The sequence below is a fragment of the Nocardia ninae NBRC 108245 genome (assembly GCF_007990755.1).
Lineage (GTDB): Bacteria > Actinomycetota > Actinomycetes > Mycobacteriales > Mycobacteriaceae > Nocardia > Nocardia ninae.
This window is the reverse complement of record NZ_BJXA01000107.1, coordinates 1-23,039: the sequence shown is the minus strand read 5'-3', so window position 1 is coordinate 23,039 and position 23,039 is coordinate 1. Positions and strand designations below refer to the sequence as shown.

22 protein-coding genes and 2 pseudogenes are annotated in these 23,039 nt (G+C 68.2%); 2 read left to right on the top strand and 22 right to left on the bottom strand.

Annotated features, from left to right (window positions below; genetic code table 11):
• The 7 genes and pseudogenes from NN4_RS40615 to NN4_RS40585 all read right to left on the bottom strand — a co-directional run.
• Positions 1 to 789, bottom strand: a pseudogene (locus NN4_RS40615) (transcription antitermination factor NusB); the annotation flags it as partial.
• Between the two features lie 335 nt (positions 790 to 1,124).
• The gene (locus NN4_RS40610; protein ID WP_147142649.1) at positions 1,125 to 1,667 is read right to left on the bottom strand and encodes a hypothetical protein; all 543 of its coding nucleotides are present in this window, start codon (positions 1,665 to 1,667) and stop codon (positions 1,125 to 1,127) included.
• Positions 1,664 to 2,587, bottom strand: a complete 924-nt coding sequence (fmt, locus tag NN4_RS40605; protein WP_147142646.1) for a methionyl-tRNA formyltransferase — start codon at positions 2,585 to 2,587, stop codon at positions 1,664 to 1,666. The genes NN4_RS40610 and fmt overlap by 4 nt, the downstream gene beginning before the upstream one ends.
• Positions 2,587 to 3,153 carry a peptide deformylase gene (def, locus tag NN4_RS40600; RefSeq protein WP_147142643.1) on the bottom strand — a complete coding sequence of 189 codons (567 nt, stop codon included), beginning with the start codon at positions 3,151 to 3,153 and terminating at the stop codon, positions 2,587 to 2,589. Before def ends, fmt begins: the two co-directional genes overlap by 1 nt.
• Positions 3,154 to 3,291: 138 nt before the next feature.
• Positions 3,292 to 4,299 (bottom strand): esterase/lipase family protein, encoded by a 1,008-nt coding sequence (locus NN4_RS40595; RefSeq protein ID WP_147142640.1) that lies wholly within the window; start codon positions 4,297 to 4,299, stop codon positions 3,292 to 3,294.
• 61 nt (positions 4,300 to 4,360) lie between these two features.
• A complete protein-coding gene (locus NN4_RS40590) occupies positions 4,361 to 5,014 on the bottom strand; it encodes a PadR family transcriptional regulator (protein ID WP_135232035.1) in 654 nt (217 codons plus the stop codon).
• A gap of 103 nt (positions 5,015 to 5,117) precedes the next feature.
• Entirely contained in the window at positions 5,118 to 5,702 is a 585-nt protein-coding gene (locus NN4_RS40585) for a TetR/AcrR family transcriptional regulator (protein WP_246181355.1), read from the bottom strand.
• 77 nt (positions 5,703 to 5,779) lie between these two features.
• Between NN4_RS40585 and NN4_RS40580 the strand changes: the two genes are divergently transcribed.
• Complete coding sequence (locus tag NN4_RS40580) at positions 5,780 to 6,625, top strand: SDR family oxidoreductase (RefSeq protein WP_147142636.1); 846 nt, start codon at positions 5,780 to 5,782, stop codon at positions 6,623 to 6,625.
• A gap of 81 nt (positions 6,626 to 6,706) precedes the next feature.
• On the opposite strand, the gene NN4_RS40575 is transcribed toward NN4_RS40580, so the two are convergent.
• Together NN4_RS40575 and NN4_RS40570 are read right to left on the bottom strand one after the other, a co-directional pair.
• Positions 6,707 to 7,399, bottom strand: coding sequence for a YqeB family protein (locus NN4_RS40575; protein WP_147142633.1), 693 nt, complete (start codon positions 7,397 to 7,399; stop codon positions 6,707 to 6,709).
• Positions 7,396 to 8,001 carry a TetR/AcrR family transcriptional regulator gene (locus NN4_RS40570; protein WP_147142630.1) on the bottom strand — a complete coding sequence of 202 codons (606 nt, stop codon included), beginning with the start codon at positions 7,999 to 8,001 and terminating at the stop codon, positions 7,396 to 7,398. The genes NN4_RS40575 and NN4_RS40570 overlap by 4 nt, the downstream gene beginning before the upstream one ends.
• Before the next feature lie 71 nt (positions 8,002 to 8,072).
• Here NN4_RS40570 and NN4_RS40565 point away from each other — a divergent pair, with 71 nt between their 5' ends.
• Positions 8,073 to 8,516 (top strand): DUF6196 family protein, encoded by a 444-nt coding sequence (locus tag NN4_RS40565; RefSeq protein WP_246181354.1) that lies wholly within the window; start codon positions 8,073 to 8,075, stop codon positions 8,514 to 8,516.
• Here the strand turns inward: NN4_RS40565 and NN4_RS40560 are convergent.
• The 13 genes and pseudogenes from NN4_RS40560 to NN4_RS40500 form a co-directional block, all read right to left on the bottom strand.
• The gene (locus tag NN4_RS40560; RefSeq protein ID WP_147142627.1) at positions 8,513 to 8,911 is read right to left on the bottom strand and encodes an SSI family serine proteinase inhibitor; all 399 of its coding nucleotides are present in this window, start codon (positions 8,909 to 8,911) and stop codon (positions 8,513 to 8,515) included. The two genes, NN4_RS40565 and NN4_RS40560, sit on opposite strands and share 4 nt — an antisense overlap.
• A 260-nt stretch (positions 8,912 to 9,171) precedes the next feature.
• Positions 9,172 to 11,052: a primosomal protein N' gene (locus NN4_RS40555; RefSeq protein WP_186818867.1), complete on the bottom strand. Its 1,881-nt coding sequence runs from the start codon at positions 11,050 to 11,052 to the stop codon at positions 9,172 to 9,174.
• Positions 11,053 to 11,565: 513 nt separating this feature from the next.
• Positions 11,566 to 11,937: pseudogene (locus tag NN4_RS40550) on the bottom strand (primosomal protein N' family DNA-binding protein); the annotation flags it as partial.
• A 45-nt stretch (positions 11,938 to 11,982) separates the two neighbouring features.
• On the bottom strand, positions 11,983 to 13,194 hold the full coding sequence (gene metK / locus NN4_RS40545; RefSeq protein ID WP_107657937.1) for a methionine adenosyltransferase: 1,212 nt from the start codon (positions 13,192 to 13,194) through the stop codon (positions 11,983 to 11,985).
• Positions 13,195 to 13,406: 212 nt separating this feature from the next.
• A complete protein-coding gene (gene coaBC / locus NN4_RS40540; protein ID WP_147142625.1) occupies positions 13,407 to 14,630 on the bottom strand; it encodes a bifunctional phosphopantothenoylcysteine decarboxylase/phosphopantothenate--cysteine ligase CoaBC in 1,224 nt (407 codons plus the stop codon).
• Positions 14,631 to 14,673: 43 nt separating this feature from the next.
• Complete coding sequence (gene rpoZ / locus NN4_RS40535) at positions 14,674 to 14,955, bottom strand: DNA-directed RNA polymerase subunit omega (protein WP_107657939.1); 282 nt, start codon at positions 14,953 to 14,955, stop codon at positions 14,674 to 14,676.
• A 27-nt stretch (positions 14,956 to 14,982) separates the two neighbouring features.
• Positions 14,983 to 15,567: a guanylate kinase gene (gmk, locus tag NN4_RS40530; RefSeq protein WP_107657940.1), complete on the bottom strand. Its 585-nt coding sequence runs from the start codon at positions 15,565 to 15,567 to the stop codon at positions 14,983 to 14,985.
• Positions 15,568 to 15,575: 8 nt separating this feature from the next.
• On the bottom strand, positions 15,576 to 15,896 hold the full coding sequence (gene mihF, locus NN4_RS40525; protein ID WP_014986450.1) for an integration host factor, actinobacterial type: 321 nt from the start codon (positions 15,894 to 15,896) through the stop codon (positions 15,576 to 15,578).
• Between the two features lie 602 nt (positions 15,897 to 16,498).
• The gene (gene pyrF / locus NN4_RS40520) at positions 16,499 to 17,323 is read right to left on the bottom strand and encodes an orotidine-5'-phosphate decarboxylase (protein WP_147142652.1); all 825 of its coding nucleotides are present in this window, start codon (positions 17,321 to 17,323) and stop codon (positions 16,499 to 16,501) included.
• 28 nt (positions 17,324 to 17,351) lie between these two features.
• Positions 17,352 to 20,678, bottom strand: coding sequence for a carbamoyl-phosphate synthase large subunit (gene carB / locus NN4_RS40515; RefSeq protein ID WP_147142622.1), 3,327 nt, complete (start codon positions 20,676 to 20,678; stop codon positions 17,352 to 17,354).
• Positions 20,678 to 21,796, bottom strand: coding sequence for a glutamine-hydrolyzing carbamoyl-phosphate synthase small subunit (gene carA / locus NN4_RS40510; RefSeq protein WP_147142619.1), 1,119 nt, complete (start codon positions 21,794 to 21,796; stop codon positions 20,678 to 20,680). The genes carB and carA overlap by 1 nt, the downstream gene beginning before the upstream one ends.
• Positions 21,793 to 22,314, bottom strand: coding sequence for a PH-like domain-containing protein (locus NN4_RS40505; RefSeq protein WP_107657943.1), 522 nt, complete (start codon positions 22,312 to 22,314; stop codon positions 21,793 to 21,795). Before NN4_RS40505 ends, carA begins: the two co-directional genes overlap by 4 nt.
• Positions 22,315 to 23,039 (bottom strand): amidohydrolase family protein (locus NN4_RS40500; protein WP_246181353.1); only part of this gene is annotated, 725 nt, incomplete at its 5' end.

Here is a 23,039-nt window from a genome sequence, read left to right as displayed (position 1 = left end):
GGCGCAAAGGTCCAGCCAGCGGCCGCCGTCCGGGCCGTTCAGCGGGGCGCGGGTCAGCGCCAGGGCGACGAGCTGACTGCCCTCGTCCTGCACCCCGGCCATGCCTTCGCGCACCGGCTCCAGTTTTCCGGGATCGCCGCCGTCCAGGTAGACCGCGTAGGGCGACCAACGGCCTTCTTCACCGCCGGTGACGAGCGCCAATTCCTCCGCCGTGATTTCCCCGGGCCGGGCGACGAGATGCACCGCAGGTCGGGCGTCATCGGCGGCCAGCGCGTCGCGCAGCTCCCCCGCCCGTGCGCCGAGCGCGTCCGCGAAGGCTTGCGCGATCCACACCGGATGCGCGAACTCGAAGGCCAAGCGGCCCACCGGATCCGAGGGTGCGAGCTGTTCAACCCATTCTTCGACCGTCTTCTCCCCGGCGCGCCGCAGCACCGCGTTCACGAAACCGGCCTTGCCCGCACCGAATTCGCTGCGCGCGAGCGCCACCGAGGTGTCCACCGCCGCGTGCGCGCCGATGCGGGTTCGCAGCAGCTGATACACCCCGAGCCGCAACACATCCAGCAGCGGTCCATCGATCTCCGCGATCGGCCGACCGGCGCCCGCCTCGATCACCGCGTCGAGCAGCCCGCGCGAACGGCACGCGCCGTAGGTGAGCTCGGTGGCCAGCGCCGCATCCCGGCCGGTGATCCGCCGCTCCCGAAGCAGTCCCGGCAGTACGAGATTCGCGTACGCGTCGCGCTCCCGCACCGCCCGCAACACGTCACGCGCGACGAGCCGAGGAGCATCGGCGGTCTCGCCCGGACGTCCACCCGTGCTCGATCCCCGATCCTTCGGTCCGCCACGTTTCGCCGACCCAGCCGAACGCCCCGCCGGATCAGCTGAACGCGAACCACTCTGGGTCGACTGCCCACCACGACCGGGTGCCGACCGGCCCGCGCCTGTCCCCGCGCCACCTTTAGCCGATCCCGCGCCTCGCGCAGCGCCCGATCGCCCTGTCGATCCGTCGGCCGCACGCGCCCCGCGCGGAGCCGAACCGCCCCGCGCGGATTCAGCGCTGCCCGACCGGTCATTACGCGGTCGGCCGGAATCACGAGACTCGTTGCCGCGCTTACGCTCCGGGGGTGTCATGCAATCACCGCGCCCTGCGCGAACTCAACCGCTGTTCCCCGCACGAACGTGGTCACGCCGCCTTGCGCGAAACCAGCCGCGCCGGCCCACCCGAAGCCAGTGGTCCCGCCCTGCGCGAAGCCGGCTGACCCGCTCTGCGCGAAACCAACTACCGCGTCCACCGCGGAGCGGGCCCCGACGGTACGGCCGGTTAGCGAGATCTTGCACCGTGCTGTCATGCTCCACCGCTCTCGTTGAGGTCGCGGCGCATCGCCACGGATATGAAGGGGGCGGGCCGTCTTCGGCCGCGCCAGGGTTGCGCTGTTGAGGCGCTCGATGACCGGCGTTCCACCACGACGCCCGGCGGCGAAAGCGTGCTGCTCCAGATGTGTGGCGACTGCACCGCGGACGAATTCCCGCCGCATCGGCCTGTCCAGACAATCGAGCATCGCCACTCGACTGCCGGGCCGGGCCGCAGCCGCGCGCCGCTGCAAAGCGTGGCTACCACCGCGGACCGAATTCCGCTGCACCGATGTTCCCGGACGATCGAGGATCGTCACTCGACCACCGCGCCGGGCTGCAATCGCGCGCCGCGTGCCCAGTCGAGGGCCGCCATCATGCGTTTGCCTTGGGGCTGAACCTGATTCAGGCGAAGCGCCGTGGTTGCGGTGCCGACAAAGACACCGGACTTGCGGACCTCGATGGCCCGCAGCGGCAGCTCTTCTTCCACCATTTCGACCGGACCGATTTTCAGGCGATTGCCGTCGACTTCCGTCCACGCCCCGGGCGCAGGAGTGACCGCGCGGATGCGGCGGGCGATGGCCAGCGCGGGCAGGTCCCAGCGGATGTGCGCGGCCTCGGCGGTGATCTTGGGCGCGTGCGAGATTCCCTCGTTGGACTGCGGAACCGCTTGCAGTGTCCCGTCTTCCACGCCGTCGAGGGTTGCTTCGAGCAACTTGGCGCCGCTCACGGCGAGGCGGTCGAGCAGGGTGCCCGCGGTGTCGGTGACGGCGATCTTCTCGGTCACCGTGCCGAACACCGGGCCGGTGTCGAGCCCGGCTTCGATCTGGAAGGTGGCTGCGCCGGTGATCTCGTCGCCCGCGTCGATCGCGGCCTGCACCGGCGCCGCGCCACGCCACGCGGGCAGCAGCGAGAAGTGCAGGTTGATCCAGCCGAATCGGGGGATGTCGAGCACCTGCTGCGGCAGCAGCGCACCGTAGGCCACGACCGGGCAGCAGTCGGGCGCGAGCGCGGTGAGCTGTTCGATGAACTCCGGTTCGGACGGACGACGCGGTGTCAGCACCGGGATCCCGTGCTCGTCGGCCAGCAACCCGACCGGCGACCTGGTCACCTTGCGCCCGCGCCCGGCTACCGCGTCCGGCCTGGTCACCACGGCGATCACCTCGTGCCGCTCGGATTCGATCAAGCGCCGCAGCGACGGCACGGCCGGTTCCGGCGTGCCCGCGAAGACGATGCGCATCAGCGACCCCGTCCGAACGGACCGGCCTGGCCCGTTCCGCTCATCGACCGCGACGGGCGCACGGTGACGCCCGCGCTGAACCAGTCGGATTCGCGAATGGTCCGCATCGCATCCTTACGCGCCGCCGGGTCGAGCCGATCGATGAACAGCACCCCGTCGAGGTGGTCGGTCTCGTGCTGCACGCAGCGGGCCAGCAGCCCGTCGGCCGTGAATTCGACCGGCGCGCCGTGCACGTCGACGCCGGTCGCCTTGACCCGCAGCGCGCGCCGGGTGTCGTAGCGCACCCCCGGAATCGATAGGCAGCCCTCCGGCCCGACCTGCTCTTCGTCGCCGACGACTTCCCACTGCGGGTTCACCAGATGCCCCGCGGCGTCATGAGTGTCGTACACGAAAACACGCAACCCCACTCCGATCTGCGGTGCGGCCATGCCGACGCCACCATCGTCGTGCATGGTGTCGGTCAGGTCGGTCACCAGCTGCTGCAGTTCCCGGTCGAATACGGTGACCTCCGCCGCGCGGGCGCGCAGGATGGGATCGCCGAACAGGCGAACTGACTGAATGGTCACGGCAAACTCCCGGAGGCGGACGAACACGGTCGTCTCATTCTAGTGAGACGACCGAATGTCCCCGATCCACCAGCCCGAAGCTGGTAGAACTCCATTGCGGTCGGGCGGGGTGAACTGTCCCCCGCCCGGCCGCCCTGGTCAGGAGTTTCCGGCGATGATCACTTCGGGAATGCCGGTGCCCAACATCACCGGACTGCAGACCGGCGCCGGGGTGCTCGGGTCGAGCACGTTCAGCAGCAGCTGCTGCACGAACGGGTCGTACACCATGTGGAAGTGTCCGGTCAGGTCGATCGCGCAGCGGTCCTGCAGCGAGATGTTCACCGCGCCGGGGCCGCGCAGCGCGATATTGCTGTTCGGCTGGATCATCTCGTCGACCTTGCTGCCGATGGTCGTGTACCTCGGGCCGGGCACGGTGTCGCCACCCGCGTTGAGTTCGACCATGATCGGCGAGCCCTGCGCCTGCTGCACCGCGGCGAGCGAGGTCACCCTGGCGAACGCCATCATGCCGCCCGGCACCGCATCCACGACGGGCACCAGTCCGTACATCACGCCGCCGTAGCTCGGCGACGCCAGCCCGACCCACTGGCCGACCTTCCGCGCACCGCCGAGCTTGTTGACGTAGAAGCGGGTGACCGTGGCGCCCTGGGAGAATCCGACCAGGTCGACCTGGCTCGCACCGGTGGCCGCGAGCACCTGGTCGACGAATGCGCCGATCTGATGCGAGCTGAGCACCACGTCCTCGGTGCCGTAGCTTTCGGCCCCCGGGGTGCCGCCGTAGTTGAGCGCGAAGACGCAGAATCCGGCGGCGGCGAGTTGCGGCGCGATGGCCGAGTAGTCCGAGTAGGCGCTGGAGTCGGTACCGTGTGCGAGGACGACGGGGCGCGGGTGGGCAGCGGACGGCTTGCAGCCGAAGTTGTTGGTGCCCAACGGGACCACGTTGTCGTGGGTCTTCAGATAGCGGGCCGCGCCCAGATGATCGGTCTGCGGCGGGCCGGGCTGGGTGGGGACCTCGGGCGGCCGGTAGCCGGACGGCTCGGCCTGCGCCACACCGGTGCCGAGTATCGCTACGGCAACCAGCGCGGCGGCCAACACCGCCTTACCCAAGTGTGAAAATCCCCAAACCCACAAACCCCGAAACTGTCGCATCTCACAATGATCTACCGAAACCGCCCCAAATGTGCAGTCTGACGCGGTGTTTCACATCCCGTTACTTTTCGGGGGTCTCGTCTTCGGCCAGAATTCGGTATAGCGACTTTCTGGTCTCGGTGAGCAGCTCCGCAGCGCGGGCCGCCTGCGCCGGAGTGCCCGCCGCCGCGACCTGTGCGACCGCGCCCATCAGCTGGCCGACGAGTTCGCGCAGGTCGATGGCCTGCGCGCCGACGTCTTCCTTGACGTCCGCCCACGGGTCGCCGATGTCGTCGCGATGCTCGGTGACGTATGCGGTGCCCGCCTCGGTCAGCTGAGCCGTCTTGCGCCCGGCGATCTTCTCGATGAGGACCAGGCCCTCGTCTTCCAGCTGTGCCAGCGCGGGGTAGATGGACCCCGGGCTCGGACGCCAGATGTCGTCGCTGCGTTCGCGGATCTGCTGGATGAGTTCATAACCGTGCATCGGCCGCTCGGTGAGCAGCAGCAGGACTGCCGCGCGCACGTCACCGCGCCGGCCCCGTCCGCCGCGGCCGCGACCGCGACCGAAGTGCGGTCCGAAACCGGGCCCGAATCCTGGGCCGAAGCCCGGTCCGAAGTCGGGTCCGTGCCCGTGTCGTCCGCCGCGGCGGAACCGCTGGCGGGGGTCGAAGTCTTCGCCGCCCGGGCGTTGCCGGGGGCCACGTCGGCCGAATTCTCGATGTCCTTGGTGTTCCATGTAAGCCTCCTCAGGCTCTCGTGTTCGTTTCATATTATCGACGATATATCGTCAATGCATCGAACGCAAGCGTCCGGGAGCATATTCCCGTGGCATCGAAGGCTCAGGAAGCCAGCGAATCGATCCAGCGCGCCAACCTCTCCCCCTCCGTCACCATCAGCTCCGGATCGCGGAAGGTGTTGGTAAGCAACGAGATTCCCTGATAGGCGGCGATCAACGCTACGGCGAGCTCCTCGGCATCAGCGCGACCCATGGCCGCGAACTGCGTCTCGACCCAGTCGACCAGCTGCCGCATGACACCGGCGAGCTCGCGGTCCAGACCATCGGCACGCTTGTCCAGTTCCGCGGCGAGGGTGCCCGATGGGCAGCCGAATCGCGCGGCCGTCTCCCGCTCGTCGACCCAGCCACTGATCAGGGCTTTGAGCCGGTCCTGCGGCGCGGGCAACTGCTCGAGGATGGCGATCAGGTCGTTCAGCGTTTGGTCGTGGGCGCCGATCGCGGCGCGGACCAGCTGATCCTTGGTTTTGAAGTAGTAGTAGACGTTGCCGACCGGCACGTCCGCGGCGTGGGCGATGTCGGCGATGGTGGTCTTCTCGACGCCTTGCTCATGGAAGACGCGGGCCGCGGCGGCGCCCAGCCGCTCGCGTTTACCACCCTTCGGCCGCTCTCCGGCTGCTGAGTTAGTCACACAACTCACTATAGACAACCTGGGCATTTGTCGATTACGTTCTATTTAGTCAGTCAACTAACTCAACGAAGAACAAGATGATCGTGGTTACCGGAGCAACCGGAAACATCGGCGCACACCTCGTGCGGACCCTCGCCGAGGCGGGCCGGCAGGTCACCGCGGTTTCACGAGGCGGTGGGGACGTCGCGCTGCCGCACGGCGTGCGCTCGGTGCGCGCCGACCTGGGCGATCCGGGCAGCCTCACCCCTGCCGTCGCAGGTGCCGAGGCGCTGTTCCTGCTCATCACCGGTGCGCAACTGGTGAGCGGCCCGGATCCGGACCTGCTGCTGAAGGTTGCCGAGGCCGGCGGTGTCCGGCGGGTGGTGTTCGTGTCGTCGCAAGGGGTTGCCACCAGGAGTGATGCCCAGGGCTATGCCCGGTTGATCGCCTTCGAAGCGGCCATTCGGCGATCCGGGCTGGAGTGGACGCTTTTGCGGCCCGCGGGTTTCTACAGCAATACCTACGCGTGGGCGGAATCCGTACGAGCCGAACGGACGGTCGCGGCGCCTTTCGGTGCGGTCGGCTTGCCGTCCATCGATCCCGCCGATATCGCGGCGGTCGCGGCCGCGGCTTTGACCGAGGACGGGCACGCCGGGCAGGTCTACACCCTTACCGGACCCGAGCTCAGCACACCGCAAGACCAGGCAGCGGCCATCGGTGCTGCGCTCGACGCACCGGTGCGATTCGTGGAATTGACTCGGGCGCAAGCATATACAGGGATGTCGCAGTTCATGCCCGAGCCGGTGGTCGAGCACACGCTGTCGATTCTGGGGGAACCGACCGCCGCCGAGCAGGAGATCAGCCAGGACGTGCTGCGTGTGCTGGGCCGGGCGCCTGCGAGTTATGCCGAGTGGGCCGAACGTAATCGAGACGTGTTCGTCTGATTACCGGGCGCGGTTGCTCACCGCCGGGCAAGATTCGCCCGACCACCAGACGAGACTCGCCTCGTCACCGGACGAGGTGTCCTACTCGACCTGGCCGAACATTCGAATGTGCTGTTCCTCCCGTCGGTCTCGGACGTCGATGCCGAGGCCGAGCAGTTCCTCTTCGAGTTCTTCTACGACGAGCGGCTTTTCGTCGGCGAGTGCGCGCCGACGAGCGCGCAGCAGGGCGTCGGCGGCCTTCCCGGTCTCGGGTCGGCCGTCGACCCAGCGAATGAAATCCGCGCCGAACGGGTCGTTCCGGGCCAGCCACGGATAGCCGTGATTGCGGAACGCGTTCTCGATATCGGTGCGCCGCAAGTCGTTTGCGCGGAACCGTGCGAGCCGGCGCTTGGTGTGATCGGTGAGCACCAGTTCGGCGTCCTCACGGAAGACGGCGGCGACGTGTTTGCGTGGCACGTGTTGTGCGCGACGCTCTTTGACCAGTTCGACGTGATCGTCGGCGACGGTGAGGGTCAGGCTCTCCTTGCGGCCGATCTCGAAAAGCACCAGACCCGCAACGATTCCGAGGCACGCTGCGGCAGGCACCAGCCACGCCGGCGGCATCGCCATCGCGACCTGGAGCGGACCGGGATCCAGGCCGACGCCGATCGCCCAGCGCCCGACCGGCGGGACCGCGAAGCCTAGGCCGCAGCCGACGGCCAGTCCGCCGATCACGAACAGCCAGCGCCACATCGAGGAGAAGCGCAGCACAGTAGGTGTGGCGGTGGTGGTCATGACTGCTCCGTTTCGATCGGCCGCAACAGCCGGGATACGGTCGCGCGCACCAGCGGGCGTGGGTCGCGCGGGTGTTTGTTGTCGGCATTGAGGAAGGCGCCGTCGATGACGGCGAGAATCCAGCGCGCGGTCTCCATGGGTTCGAACCCCGGATCGATCTGCCCGGTGTGGATGCCGCGTTCGACCAGTGCGCCGAGCGCCTCGGCACTCAATCGCGCATCCTCCACAACAACCTTTGTCAACTCCGCGTCCTGACCGAGGCGGCGCAGCAGCTCCACCATCAGCCCGGGCGCCGCCGGGTCCAGCGCCTCGGCGGCCAGTGCGTCGACGATGTCGAGAATGGCGGCGAGACAATCGGTTCGGTCGATATGACGGGCGATCACCGCGGTGTGCAACGGAATCGACAGCTCGAAGATCGAGCGGAAGACGGCGGCCTTGTCCTTGAAGTAGTAGAAGACGCTGCCCGAACTCAACCCGGCGGCGCGGGCGATCTGGGTGGCGGTAGTGCGTTCGTAGCCGTGGGTGGCGAACTGCTCGGCGGCGGCCAGCGTGATGGCGCGCCGGCGCTCGGCGACACGATTCGGATCGACGGTTCTGGCCATGGCCCGATCCTATCATTAACTGATCGGCCAGTTAAATAATAACAACGAGAGACCATTGCTACGGTTGGCTGGTGGTGGATATCAGCATCGAGACCGAAGCCCAAACGGCCCAACGACTTCGGCGGGTCATCGCGGAAGCGGACCTCGACGTGCACGACGGCGTGTGGTGTTTCCGGGAGAGCCCACTGGCCGAGCCGCCGCAGTTGACGCCGCGGACTCTCGCCGTGGTCCGTGACGCGGAGAGCTGGAGCGCGCTCGTCCCGTTCGCCGAGGCCGAGGGTGCCGAGGTGGAGAAATTCGGCCTGTTCTCGTTCCACTTCCCCACCGGGCTGGACAACAGCGGCTTCGTCGGCTGGCTGGCGGGCCACCTCAAACGCGCACTCGGCACCGGGGTGTTCATCGTCTGCGGCAGCAACCGGGACCGCGGCGGCATCTACGACTATTGGGGCTGCCCGGTCGAGTTGCTCGCCGCGGTCGAGCGGGAGATCGAGGCGCTGCGCACCGCCGAGAGTTAGAAGACGGGCGTGGTGCGGGCGCTCAATTCACACTTGTTGCCGAAGGTCTTCTCCCAGGTGACCGACCTGCCCCGCCAGGTGCCGGTGGCCATGGCGGTGACCGGCTCATAGACCTGCACGCAGACCGCGGTGGGATCGCCCGCAAGCTTGTCGAAGTCGCCGTCGGCCGCGGTCAGCGCGGCACAGGCCGCGTCCGCAGCCGGATGCTCGCCGCCGGTGGGCTCACAGGTGAGGGCGATGCGCGTCCCGGCCGAGCCCGGAGCTTGCGGAGAGACGGACAGGGTCAGGATCGACTTCGCCGGATTCGTATCGTCGGCGGTGCAGGCTGTGGAAGTCAGGGCGACGAGCACAAAGCACACGGACGCTGAGGTGCGGCGGAGCGAAGGGGTCGTCATCGGTCCACTCAATCACGAGGCACGGCGCGTTCCCCTTAAGTGCCTGCGAACTCGCCGCAGGGCGTGCCGAATTCGGCACCCCCGCGTTCCCGTGAGTGGCACACCACGGTGAGCCCCTCTCGACGTTTGCCGCAACCATGTGCCACTCGCGACCGGCAGCTCATCGTCGCCGCTGCGGACCGGAGGCGCTCAACTTTGTGGCGGACCTTCGGCACCAGGCGGAATCGAGAGTCATATCTACCTCTGCAGCGAGGCCTCGATCAGCCGATGTCGACCGGGTCGATCTGCACCCGCAGCGGCGCATCCGAACGATGCGTACTGCGGATGGCCTGGGCGGCGGTGAGCGCGCGTGCCAGTGCCGCGCCGGACTTGCGGTCGACGCGCAGCAGGATGCGTTCGACTTCGGCGGGTGAGTCGCCGGAGGAGAAAGGTTTGCGGGCGCCGTCTGGTAGCGGGACCGGGCCGAGGACGTCGACGTCGCCCGGAAGTTCTGTGGCGGTGAGCAATTCGTTGATGGATTCGGCGGTGCCGTCGACGGCGGCCATCCGCACGGCGGGCGGGAAGCCGACCTCGGCGCGGGAAGCCAGCTCGACCCGCGCGTGACCGACCGGGTCCCAGCGGACCAGAGCCTGCACGGTGGGGATGCCGGGGTCGCCCATCACGATGACCTGACCGCGTGACCGGACCAGGGTCGCGGCGGTCATCCAGCGGCGCAACGCATCTTCGGACGCCCGGAGGTCCGCGCGCCCCAACAGAGCCCAGCTGTCGAGCAGCAGCGCGACGCCGTAACCGCCGGGCAGTACCGGCTCGGCGCCGACGGTCGCGACCACGACCTGCGGGCCGGGCTCCACCGTGTCGAGCATTGCGCCGCCGCCCGATCCGCGAATCGGTACACCGGGGAACGCCCGGCCGAGTTCCTCCGCGGTGCGTTGCGCGCCGATCACCACGGCACGCAACGCGCGCGACCCGCAGGACGCGCAGCGGAAGGCGGCCTCGGTGATGCCGCACCAGCGACAATTCGGACTGTGTGCGGCATCGCCTTGCGAATCACTGTGCCGCGCACGACCATCCGGGAGGGCGAGCGGTCCGTTGCAGTGCCGGCACCTGGCGGGGGTCCGGCACTTCGCACAGGCCAGCGACGGGACGTACCCGCGCCGCGGCACCTGCACGAGCACGCCTGCGCCTTCCTTCAGCGCCGACCGCGCGGCCGCGTAGGCCACACCGGGGATGCGGACCGCACGCGCGACCGGATCCCGCTCCAGCGCGATATCGGTATCGCCGGGCACGCTGATCCGCGGCGCCGCGTCCCGCACCACCATCCGGTCGGCGACCAGGTCGTGCGCCCAGCCGGACTCGACGACCGCCTGGATCTCTGCGGTCCGTGCGAAACCGGCCGCGACGAACGCCGCTCCCGTCTCGTGCGAGCGCAGCATCGCTACCTCGCGCGCATGCGGATACGGCGACCTCGGTTCCGCGTAGGTGTCGTCGCCGTCGTCCCAGATCGCGATCAGTCCGAGGTTTTTCGCGGGTGCGAACACGGCGCTGCGGGTACCGACGACCACCTGTGCCGTCCCGCGCAACACCGCGAGCCAGCGCCGATACCGCGCCGCCGGTCCGAGGCCAGCAGACAGGCCGACCGCCGACTCCCCCATCAGCCGAGTACATTCCGTCAGCACCCGATCCAGATCCCGCTGATCCGGCACCATCAGAATCGCGCTACGTCCGCGTGCGACCACCGCGGCGGCCAATTCTGTCAATCGGCGCGGCCAGTCCTCCCCCGGCAACGCCTGCCATGCCGCCCGCGGACCCTTGCCTTGCTCCAGTGCGGTCATGAACGCCGGGCCGTGGACATACCGTCCCCACGGGCCGGGGTCGACGGTGACCTGTTGGTCGTCCTGCGCTGTCGCCGACCCAGACACAGGATCGGCACTGTCGTCCGCTGCACCTGTGGTTCGACTCGGGTCGGCCGCCGAATCCGCTGCTGGTTCCTCGGCATTCGAGGCGTCCGATTCCGTTGCGGCATCGTTGCCCGACGGCATGGACGAATCTTCTTGCGTCCCTGCGGACTCAGCCATCTCCGAGGCGGCGTCACCCGAGCTGCCTTCGCCTGCCGCAAGATCCCCGTTCACCGAATCAGCCACCCCACCAGCTGAATTCGCATTCGTCGGCACCTCGGCGGACGACTGCATCGGAGGGGTAGCACCATCTGTGCCGGACGACACGGACGAGACATCTTGCGTCGCTATAGGATCGGCCGCAGCCGTCGCAGAACCCTCACGAAACTCCGGAGCAACGTCCGGATCGAGCCCGACGGAATCGGTTTCGATCCGATTCGAAGCGGTGGTCGGGGATGCCGACTCCGCCGACTGCACTGGCTCATTAACGCCTGCTGGCGTAGTCGAGACACGTTGCGCAGCAACAGAGCTCACCGCACTGGATGCTACAGATGAGGCACTCGAATCCACCGCCGGTCCACCCGCAACCGAATCAGCTTCGACCCCAGTTGAATCGGCGACCCCCAGGTCCGACGCCGATTCCACCTTCAGCGGGGCACTCGCAGCCGAACCACCGCGCCGCTTCCCACCCTTCTTTGCAGAAGGCGAATCCTCTTGTGCCGCATCAACTTCAGCAGACTTCTTCTTAACCCCACCGGTTTCCGTACGCGCATGCCGCGGCGGAATCGCCAACCGCAACACATCGGCACGAGTACCCGCATACCGAGCAGCGACTGCAGTAGCCAGCTGCAAAATCTCAGGCGTCAGCACCCGCTCACCGGAAACAACCCGTTCCAGCGGGACCAGTTTTCCACCGTGATCACTGTGCGTGCGACGCTCCAACAGGTACCCGTCGACCAGCCGCCCCGCAAAGCGAACGCGCACCCGAACACCCGGCTGCGCAAGGACATCCAGCTCGGGCGGCACCAGATAGTCGAAGTCCCGGTCCAGATGCGCCGGAGACAGCAACGGGAGCACCCGAGCGATCGGGTGCTCCACGGCTGCGGGGCCCGCTGGCGGGACCCCCGGGATGGCGGGGGTTTCCGCCGCGGGTTTGTTCACTCGGGTGGCGTCGGCCTACAGGCCGACGGCCGCGCGCAACTTGTCCGCGCGATCCGTGTGCTCCCAGGGCAGATCGACGTCGGTGCGGCCGAAGTGGCCGTACGCGGCGGTCGGTGCGTAGATCGGGCGCAGCAGGTCCAGGTCGCGGATGATCGCGCCGGGGCGCAGGTCGAAGACCTCGGAGATGGCGGCCGAGATGCGGGCCGGGTCGACCTTCTCGGTGCCGAAGGTCTCCACGAACAGGCCGACGGGGGCAGACTTGCCGATGGCGTAGGCCACCTGCACCTCGACGCGGTCGGACAGGCCTGCCGCGACGACGTTCTTGGCGACCCAGCGCATGGCGTACGCGGCCGAGCGGTCCACCTTCGACGGGTCCTTGCCGGAGAAGGCGCCGCCACCGTGCCGGGCCATGCCGCCGTAGGTGTCGACGATGATCTTGCGACCGGTCAGGCCCGCGTCACCCATCGGACCGCCGAGCACGAACTTGCCGGTCGGGTTGACCAGGAGTCGGATGTTCGAGGTGTCCAGCGAGGGCAGCTCGAGGTCGGCGATCACGGCCTCGACGACCTTTTCCCGGATGTCGGGGGCGAGCAGGTTGTCCAGGTCGATGTCCGCGGCGTGCTGGGTGGAGATGACGACTGTGTCGAGCCGAACCGGCCGGTCGCCGTCGTATTCGATGGTGACCTGGGTCTTACCGTCGGGCCGCAGGTAGGGCAGCACGCCCGATTTGCGAACCTCGGTGAGCCTGCGGGAGAGCCGGTGCGCGAGCGCGATGGGCAGCGGCATGAGTTCGGGGGTGTCGGTGGTCGCGTAGCCGAACATCAGGCCCTGATCGCCCGCGCCCTGCTTCTCGATCTCGTCGTCGGAACCGCCGACGCGCGCCTCGTGCGAGGTGTCCACACCCTGGGCGATGTCGGGCGACTGCGCGCCGATCGCAATGTTCACACCGCAGGAGTTGCCGTCGAAACCCTTTGCCGAGGAGTCGTATCCGATCTCCAGCACCTTTTCCCGGACGATGCGGGGAATGTCGGCGTAGGCGGAGGTGGTGACCTCACCGGCGACGTGCACCTGGCCTGTGGTTACGAGAGTTTCCACCGCGACCCGGCTGCGCGGGTCTTCCGCAAGCAACGCGTCGAGAATGGAATCGCTGATGGCGTCACAGATCTTGTCCGGGTGACCTTCGGTCACGGACTCACTGGTGAATAGCCGGCTGCCGGACGTGCGCACAGTTCTTCCCTCTCCCTCAACGGGTATTCCTCTGGTTTGCGACAGTAACGCGATGCCGTCACGCCGCAACCCTTCATTTCAGACTATGGCAAACCACTGACGTTCCGAGCGCCGAGAGACCTCTATCTCAGACAGTTCGTCGCCCGGACCCCCCGGGCATCACGGTGCCGATGGCTTGCCACTCGGACCATTATCCAGTCTTGCAATCGATTTCAGCTCAACAACGGCCCGAGCGCGTCGAGCACCCGGCTGGCGAGCAGCGCCTTCGACCCGTGGTCGAGCGACTGTTCGGTACCGTCCGCACCGAGCAACCAGCCGTTGTTGGTGTCGACCTCGAACGCCTTGCCCTCGCCGACCGCGTTGACCACCAGCAGGTCACAGCCCTTGCGGGCCAGTTTGGCGCGCGCGTAGGTGAGCACATCGCCGTGCTCGTCACCGGTCTCGGCGGCGAATCCGACGATCGCGGTGCCGGGCAGATGCCCTTCGCGGCGCGCCTGCACCAGACCGGCGAGGATGTCGTCGGTCTTGGTCAGCGCGATGACGTCCGGCTCGCCGGCGCCCTTCTTGATCTTGGCCGCGGCCACATCGGTGGGCCGGAAGTCGGCCACCGCCGCCGCCATGATCACCGCGTCCGCGCCGACGGCGTGCTTGTCGACCGCGGTCTTGAGCTGTTCGGCGGTGGTGATGTGCACCAGGTCGACGGCCGCGGGCGCGGCCATCTCAATGGTGTTGCCCGCGATCAGCGTGACGTGCGCGCCGCGCTGGGCCGCGACCCTGGCCAGGGCATAGCCCTGCTTGCCCGAGCTGCGGTTGCCGAGGAAGCGCACCGGATCCAACGGTTCCCTGGTGCCGCCCGCGGTGATGACCACCCGGCGGCCTTCGAGGTCGCGCGGGATGGCGTCGGCGCGTTCGAGCAGCAGCGTGGTGAGCCCGAAGATCTCCTCCGGCTCGGGCAGCCTGCCCGGGCCGGTGTCGGCGCCGGTGAGCCTGCCCGCCGCGGGTTCCATGACGATCGCGCCGTGTGCGCGCAGCGTCGCGACATTGGCGACGGTCGCCGGATGCTCCCACATCTCGGTGTGCATCGCGGGCGCGAACACGATCGGACATCGGGCCGTCAGCAGCGTGGCGGTGAGCAGGTCGTCGGCGCGACCGGCGGCCGCGCGCGCCATCAGGTCGGCGGTCGCCGGGGCGATGACCACGAGGTCCGCCTCCTGGCCCAGCCGAACGTGCGGCACCTCCGGCACATCGGTGAACACATCGGTGTGCACCGGATTACCGGAGAGCGCTTCGAAGGTTGCCTTGCCGACGAACTGCAGCGCCGACTCGGTGGGGATCACCCTGACCTTGTGCCCGGTCTCGGTGAACCGCCGGACAAGCGCGCAGGCCTTGTACGCGGCGATCCCTCCGCCGACGCCGACGACGATCCGTGTGGTCACTGCGACGCCTCCGGCCTAGTTGAATTCACTGCGAGCAGTCCGGCTACTCGCCTTCGACGTGCTCGAGCAGGTCGGAGTGGATCTCGCGCATCGCGACCGAGAGGGGCTTCTCCTGCAGGCCGGGCTCGACCAGCGGGCCGACGTATTCGAGGATGCCGTCGCCGAGCTGGTTGTAGTAGTCGTTGATCTGACGCGCCCGCTTGGCTGCGTAGATGACCAGGGCGTACTTGGACGACGTGCGCTCCAGCAGCTCATCGATCGGGGGGTTGGTCAGGCCGATCGGAGTGTCGTATGCGGGAACGGTCTTGATGTCCGTACTGCTCACTAGGGGGGCTCCTGCGCGTTGGAAGGGTTACGAACTCGAATTTGTGCTAACGAACAACGATACCAACTGCTCACAGGCGGTGGTCACCTCGTCGTTCACGATGACGATGTCGAACTCGTCACAGGCCGCCAATTCGGTCCTGGCGGTTTCCAGCCTGCGCTCGATCACCTCGGGTGATTCGGTGCCGCGCGAGGTGAGCCGGGATACCAATTCCTCCCAGCTGGGCGGGGCGAGGAAGGCGAGCGTGGCTTCGGGAATTGCCTTGCGTACCGCGCGTGCGCCTTCGAGGTCGACCTCGACCAGTACGGGCAGACCCTCCGCGAGGGCGGCCCGTACCGGCGCGGCCGGGGTGCCCGAACGTTGCAAACCACCGTGTATATCCGCCCACTCGAGTAGTTCGCCCGCCGCGATCATGGCGTCGAACTCTTCCCTGGACACGAATCGATAGTCGAGACCGTCGACCTCCCCGGGCCTAGGGGCCCGAGTCGTTGCCGACACACTGAAGATCAGGTGCGGCAGTCGCTCGCGGACACAACGGACCACGGTCGACTTTCCGACGGCCGAGGGGCCGACCAGTACAACCAGCCGACCCTTCCGCGTTTGTTCGACCACCCTCGTTATCAGGCGTCGAAGTCGAACCGGGCGAGCAGCGCCTTGCGCTGCCGATCGCCGAGTCCGCGCAGACGCCGGGTGGGGGCGATCTCCAGTTCGCTCATGATTTCCGCTGCCTTGACCTTGCCCACCTTCGGCAAGGCCTCCAGCAGCGCCGACACCTTCATCTTGCCGAGAATCTCATCGGATTCGGCATCGGTGAGGACCTGCTTCAGGTTGGTGCCGCCTCGCTTCAGGCGCTCCTTGAGCTCCGCCCGAGCGCGGCGAGCGGCAGCCGCCTTCTCCAAAGCAGCGGCGCGCTGCTCGTCAGTCAGCTGGGGAAGGGCCACGGTTCCTCCGTCTCATCGTTCATTGCATCAACTCCTGCCGGTAACCCGGCAGTCTCAGCGACCGTACCCACGACCTCCGCCGATTGCGAACCCACCCCCCAGGTCAGCGCATGATTCCGGATGCCGTAGACGCGAGAGCAGCACGTTCCGCACCGATCCTCTGTCGCTGCGCAGATCGTACCGCCGAAATCACGAAATGCCTCGTCAGCAGGGGGTTTTCACGATTGACACAGGTTAGCGGAAGGGTTGCTATGACGTGACATGCGTCGCCAGCAAACATGCGCCCAGCCGACCAGGAACTTTCTCGAAAATGCCCGCGTGTCGCGTTGTCCGTCAGCGTGTCGTGGGCCACAGACCGGTCGAATGACCGATTCGGCACAGCCGCAACGCCGATCGATTGTCGAGCTGCCCGGCCGAGTTGTCGAGAGGCAGGTCAGGAGATCGCCCCGCTGGGCTGATCGAGGCCCGTCAGCTCATCCGGGCACCATCGGGCCGGGAAACGGGCGTAGCGGGGCACACAGGCCCCGCTACGGGCCGTATGCACACGTGCACATGAGCCCGGAAAAGCAGCGAGACCGGCGCGGATGCGCCGGTCTCGTGGCTTATTTCCGCAGGAACGCGAACGCGTCCTGCAGTTCGTTCAATCTGGCGCGTAAGGCCGGAACCGACGGCCCGTCGCGCAACACCTCCCGCGAGACGGCAGGCACCGCGGCCGCCAGCATCCCCTCCGAGACCAGGTCGCGGATGGTTTCCGGGCCGCCGCCCTGGGCTCCGACACCGGGCATCAGGATCGGCCCGTTGAGCGCGGACAGGTCCGGCGCCTCGGTCAACGTCGCGCCGATCACCACGCCGACGGAGCCGAATTCGGCGCCCTCGTTACGCGCGGCGGCCTCGTCGACCATCGTCTGGGCGATGGTGCGGCCGTCCCCCGCGATGACCCGCTGTACCTGTGCCCCTTCGGGATTCGAGGTGGCGGCGAGCACGAAGACCCCGCGGCCGTTGGCCTCGGCCAGGTCCAAAGCCGGTGCAAGCGAGCCGAATCCGAGGTACGGCGAGACCGTCACCGCGTCCGACCCGAGCGGGCCGTCGGCGAGCCAGGCCTGTGCGTAGGCGTCCATGGTGGAGCCGATGTCGCCGCGCTTGGCGTCGGCGAGCACCAGCGTGCCCGAGCCCCGCAGCACCTCGATCGTGCGCTCCAGCACCGCGATTCCGGCCGAGCCGTAGGTCTCGAAGAACGCGACCTGCGGCTTCACCAGTGCGACACAACCGTCGAAGGCTTCGACGCAGATCTCCGCGAACTTCTCCAGTCCGTCCGCGTCGGCGCCGAGGCCCCAGGACTCCAGCAGGCCCGGGTGCGGATCGATGCCGACGCACACGGGGCCGAATTGCCCCATGGCGTGCTGCAATCGGTCACCGAAGGTCTGCACCGCGCCCACTCCGTCCTTCGATCTCGGCTCAGCCACGCAGCACCGAATGCAGTTCCTGCAGCGAACGCACCCCGATCCCGCCATTGATGCTCGCCTCGATGCCCTGCACCGCGGCGGCCGCGCCCTGCACCGTGGTGATGCACGGGATGTTCACACCGACCGCGGCGCTGCGGATTTCGTAGCCGTCCACGCGCGGGCCGGAGTTGCCGTAGGGCGTGTTGAACACCATGTCGATCTCGCCGTCCCTGATCATCTCGACGATGGTCGGCTGCGGCGCGTCGGTGTCGGCGCCCACGGTCTCCGGGTCCGAGTGCTTGCGCACCCGCTCGCACGGAATACCGTTGCGGCGCAACATCTCCGCCGTTCCCTCGGTGGCCAGGATGCGGAACCCGAGGTCGTTCAGGCGCTTGACCGGGAACACCATGGCGCGCTTGTCCCGGTTCGCGATCGAGACGAACACGGTTCCCTCGGTGGGCAGCGAACCGTAGGCGGCGGTCTGGCTCTTGGCGAAGGCGGTGCCGAAGTCGGCGTCGATGCCCATCACCTCGCCGGTGGACTTCATCTCCGGGGAGAGCAGCGAATCCACGCCGGTGCCATCGGCCTTGCGGAACCGATGGAACGGCAGCACGGCCTCCTTCACCGCCACCGGAGCGTCGAGCGGGACGTGCCCGCCGTCGCCCTCGCTGGGCAGCATGCCTTCCTTGCGCAGCTCGGCGATGGTGGCGCCCAGCGCGATCCGCGCGGCCGCCTTCGCCAGCGGCACCGCGGTGGCCTTGGACACGAACGGAACCGTGCGGCTGGCCCGGGGATTCGCCTCGAGCACGTAGAGCACGTCGTCCTTGAGCGCGTACTGCACGTTCAGCAGGCCCTTGACGCCGATGCCCTTGGCCAGCGCGACCGTCGAGCGGCGCACCGCCTCGATATCGCTGCGGCCCAGGGTGATCGGGGGCAGCGCGCAGGCGGAGTCACCGGAGTGGATGCCCGCCTCTTCGATGTGTTCCATCACGCCGCCGAGGTAGACCTCTTCGCCGTCGCACAGTGCGTCGACGTCGATCTCGATGGCGTCTTCGAGGAACCGGTCGACCAGCACCGGATGCTCCGGGCTGAGCTCGGTGGCCCGAGAGATGTAGCCCTCCAAGGAGTTCTCGTCGTAGACGATCTCCATGCCGCGACCGCCGAGCACGTAGGACGGGCGAACCAGCACCGGGTAGCCGATGCTCGCGGCGATCTTCTTGGCCTGCGCGAAGGTGGTCGCGGTGCCGTACTTCGGTGCGGGCAGTCCGGCCGCGACCAGCACGTCGCCGAATTCGCCGCGGTCCTCGGCCAGGTCGATCGCGGCGGCGCTGGTGCCGACCACCGGGACGCCCGCGTCGGTGAGCCGCTGCGCGAGCCCGAGCGGGGTCTGCCCGCCCAACTGCACGATCACGCCGGTGACGTGCCCGGACTCGGATTCCGCGTGGTACACCTCGAGCACGTCCTCGAAGGTGAGCGGCTCGAAGTAGAGCCGGTCGGCGGTGTCGTAGTCGGTGGACACGGTCTCCGGGTTGCAGTTGACCATCACGGTCTCGTACCCGGCCTGCGACAGCGTCTGCGCCGCGTGCACGCACGAGTAGTCGAACTCGATGCCCTGGCCGATCCGGTTCGGACCGGAGCCGAGGATGATCACCTTGTCGCGCTCACGCTGCGGCGCCACCTCGGATTCCGCGGCGGGATCGAGCTCGTAGGTCGAGTAGTGGTACGGCGTCTTGGCCTCGAACTCGGCGGCGCAGGTGTCGACCGTCTTGAAGACCGGACGGACCCCGAGCCGGTGCCGCAGCGACCGAACGCCGGTCTCCCCCGCCAACTCCGGGCGCAGCGCGGCGATCTGACCGTCGGACAGGCCGTAGTGCTTGGCCCGGCGCAGCAAGGTCTCGTCGAGCACCGGCGCGTCCATGATCTCCTGGCGCAGCTCCACCAGACCGGCGACCTCGGCGACGAACCACGGGTCGACACCCGAAGCGGCAGCGACGTCTTCGATACTCGCGCCGAGTCGCAGCGCCCGCTCGACCTGGTAGATGCGGCCCTCGATCGGGGTGCGCAGGTCTTCCAGGATCGCTTCGACGTCAGTCCATTTGCCGTCTTCCTGGGTCCAGAAGCCGGCGGCCTTGGTCTCCAGCGAACGCAGCACCTTGCCGAGCGCCTCGGCGAAGTTGCGGCCCAACGACATTGCCTCGCCGACCGACTTCATGGTGGTGGTCAGCGTCGGGTCGGCGCCGGGGAACTTCTCGAACGCGAACCTCGGCGCCTTGACGACCACGTAGTCCAGGGTCGGCTCGAAGCAGGCCGGGGTCTCCTTGGTGATGTCGTTGACGATCTCGTCGAGGGTGTAGCCGATGGCCAGCTTGGCGGCGATCTTGGCGATCGGGAAACCCGTTGCCTTGGAAGCCAATGCGGACGAGCGCGAGACGCGCGGGTTCATCTCGATGACGATCAGGCGGCCGTCGGCCGGGTCCACCGCGAACTGGATGTTGCAGCCGCCGGTGTCCACGCCGACCTCGCGCAGGATCGCGATGCCGAGGTCGCGCATCTTCTGGTATTCGCGGTCGGTGAGCGTCATGGCCGGCGCCACGGTCATCGAGTCGCCGGTGTGCACGCCCATCGGGTCGACGTTCTCGATGGAGCAGACCACCACGACGTTGTCGCGGCTGTCGCGCATCAGCTCGAGCTCGAATTCCTTCCAGCCCAGGATGGATTCCTCGATGAGCACGTTCGCGGTCGGCGAGGCGGCCAGGCCACCACCGGCGATGCGGTCGAGATCCTCGTCGTTGTAAGCCATTCCGGAGCCCAGGCCGCCCATGGTGAACGAAGGCCGCACCACCACCGGGAATCCCAGCTCGGCGACCGTCTCGCGCACCTCGTCCATCGTGTAACACACACGGGAGCGGGCACTTTCGCCGCCGACCTTGGCGACGATGTCCTTGAACTTCTGCCGGTCCTCACCGCGCTGGATGGCGTCGAAGTCGGCGCCGATCATCTCGACGTTGTACTTCTCCAGCACGCCGTTCTCGTGCAGCGCGACCGCGGTGTTCAGCGCGGTCTGGCCGCCGAGAGTGGCCAGGATCGCGTCGGGGCGCTCCTTGGCGATGACCTTCTCGACGAACTCCGGCGTGATCGGCTCCACGTAAGTGGCGTCGGCGAACTCGGGGTCGGTCATGATGGTCGCCGGGTTGGAGTTCACCAGTGAAACCCGCAGGCCCTCGGCCCGCAGCACCCGGCACGCCTGGGTGCCGGAGTAGTCGAACTCGCAGGCCTGGCCGATGACGATCGGCCCGGAGCCGATCACCAGGATGTGCTTCAGATCGGTGCGGCGTGGCATCAGGCCCCTTCCATGAGACCGGCGAAGCGGTCGAAGAGATAAGCAGCGTCGTGGGGTCCGGCGGCGGCCTCCGGGTGGTACTGCACCGAGAACGCGCGGCCGTCGATCAGGCGCACGCCCTCGACGGTGCCGTCGTTGGCGCAGACATGGCTGACCTCGGCCCGGCCGAACGGGGTGTCGAACTGTTCGCCCTGCTCGCCTTCCAGCGCGAAGCCGTGGTTCTGCGCGGTGATCGCGATGCGACCGGTCCCGTGCTCGATCACCGGGATGTTGATGCCGCGGTGGCCGAACTTCATCTTGTAGGTGTCGCGGCCGAGCGCGCGGCCGAGAATCTGGTTGCCGAAGCAGATGCCGAACAGCGGCACGCCCCGCTCCAGCACGCTCCTGGTCAGCGCGACCGCGCCGTCCTGGGTGGCCGGGTCGCCGGGGCCGTTGGAGAGGAAGACCCCGTTCGGCTTCAGGTCGAGGATCTGCTCGATCGAGGCGTTCGACGGCACCACGTGCACCCGCATGCCGCGCTCGGCGAACATCCGCGGGGTGTTGGTCTTGATGCCGAGATCGACGGCGACCACGGTGAATCGGGGATCGCCGGTCGGCTCGATGGTGTACACCGAGTCGGTGCTCACCTCCTCGGCCAGGTCGGCGCCGAGCATCGACGGCTGGCCGGTGACCCGGCCGAGCAGCTCGTCGGTGTCGGCGAGGGCGGCGCCGGAGAAGATGCCCGCCTTCATCGAGCCGCGGGTGCGCAGGTGCCGCACCAGGGCGCGGGTGTCGATGCCCGCGATGCCGACGATGTCCTGGCGTTGCATCGCCTCGGGCAGCGTGCTGGTGGCGCGCCAGTTGGAGGCGCGGCGGGCGGGGTCGCGGACCACGTAGCCGGCCACCCAGATCTTGCCGGACTCGTCGTCCTCGTCGTTCCAGCCGGTGTTGCCGATCTGCGGTGCCGCGGCGACCACGATCTGGCGGTGGTAGCTGGGGTCGGTGAGGGTCTCCTGGTACCCGGTCATCGCGGTGCAGAACACCGCCTCACCGAGCGTCTCGCCCACGGCGCCGTAGGCCGCGCCGCGGAATACCCGGCCGTCCTCCAGCACCAGAGCAGCGTCTGTTGATGTCGTCATCCCTCGTCGTCTCCCGTCGTCGTGCTGGTCTGGTCCGCCTGCAGGCCACGCGTCCAAGCCGGGTACACCGACTTGTCGTCACCGCGGAAACCGGTATCTATCTCGGTTCCGGTGGGCAGCTTCCAGCGAACTACCAGCACACCATCTTCTGTCATCACTTTGCCCGCGTGCCCGCGCTCGGTGCGCACCGCGGTGATGGATTCCTGCGGGATCCAGATCACCGTCGCGCCGTCACGCTCGAGCAGAATTCCTCGTTCGAACCGGGTGAGTTCCGCCGTGGCCCGGAAACCCAAGTCACCCACCGCGATCCGGTCCTGCCAGCTGGGCGCCATGGTGCTGCCGAGATACAGTCCGGTGGTCGGCTCGAGCAGCTGGGCGCCCAGGTCGGCGGGCACGGCGGGCAGTTCGCCGATGCTGCTCACCTGGCGCGCGGCCCGGTTCTGCCAGCCCCGATACATCAGCCAGATGCACAGGGCGAACAGCGCGGCAAGCCCGATTACCCACAGTGTTCTCTCCACTTACGGACCTCCTGTATCCGATCGGCGGCGCTCCCGGTGCCCTGCGTGGTCACGCTTCGCTACCGCCTCCGGGCCCGTCGCTCGCACCGCGGGGTTACCCACCGCCTTGCCCTCGCGGGCGGTTACCCGGCCCCTCAGCAACGTCGTTGTCACTCGGGCCGGGAAGGTCATGTCCTCGAACGGTGTGTTGTTCGAGATGCTGGCGAGCTCCTTCGCGCGCACCGTCCAGCTGGCCTCGGGGTCGACCAGCGTCAGGTTCGCCGGCTCACCGACCTCGATCGGCCTGCCGTGCTCGTCGAGCCCGACGATCGCGGCGGGCTGCTCGCTCATCACCCTGGCGACACCGCGCCAGTCCAGCAGGCCGGGCTGCACCATGGTCTGCACGATGATCGACAGCGCGGTCTCCAGGCCGAGCATGCCGGGGCGGGCGGCGGCGAACTCGCAGCACTTGTCCTGCTCGGCGTGCGGGGCGTGGTCGGTGGCGACGCAGTCGATGACGCCGTCGGCCAGCGCCTGGCGCAGCGCGGCGGCGTCCGAGGCCTCGCGCAGCGGCGGGTTGACCTTGTTGACCGCGTCGTAAGTCTCCAGGCGCGAGTCGTCGAGCAGCAGATGGTGCGGGGTGACCTCGGCGGTGATCGAGATGCCTTGCGCCTTGGCCCATTTCACCAGCTCGACGGTGCCCGCGGTGGAGGCGTGGCAGATGTGCACGCGCGCACCGGCATCGC

What these genes read in the sequence shown, in the direction of transcription:
- NN4_RS40575 (WP_147142633.1), bottom strand. Translation starts at nt 7,399, where the DNA reads ATGACCACCACCGCCACACCTACTGTGCTGCGCTTCTCCTCGATGTGG.
- NN4_RS40590 (WP_135232035.1), bottom strand. Translation starts at nt 5,014, where the DNA reads ATGGAACACCAAGGACATCGAGAATTCGGCCGACGTGGCCCCCGGCAA.
- NN4_RS40570 (WP_147142630.1), bottom strand. Translation starts at nt 8,001, where the DNA reads ATGGCCAGAACCGTCGATCCGAATCGTGTCGCCGAGCGCCGGCGCGCC.
- fmt (WP_147142646.1), bottom strand. Translation starts at nt 2,587, where the DNA reads ATGCGCATCGTCTTCGCGGGCACGCCGGAACCGGCCGTGCCGTCGCTG.
- carB (WP_147142622.1), bottom strand. Translation starts at nt 20,678, where the DNA reads ATGCCACGCCGCACCGATCTGAAGCACATCCTGGTGATCGGCTCCGGG.
- NN4_RS40560 (WP_147142627.1), bottom strand. Translation starts at nt 8,911, where the DNA reads ATGACGACCCCTTCGCTCCGCCGCACCTCAGCGTCCGTGTGCTTTGTG.
- NN4_RS40595 (WP_147142640.1), bottom strand. Translation starts at nt 4,299, where the DNA reads ATGCGACAGTTTCGGGGTTTGTGGGTTTGGGGATTTTCACACTTGGGT.
- carA (WP_147142619.1), bottom strand. Translation starts at nt 21,796, where the DNA reads ATGACGACATCAACAGACGCTGCTCTGGTGCTGGAGGACGGCCGGGTA.
- NN4_RS40580 (WP_147142636.1), top strand. Translation starts at nt 5,780, where the DNA reads ATGATCGTGGTTACCGGAGCAACCGGAAACATCGGCGCACACCTCGTG.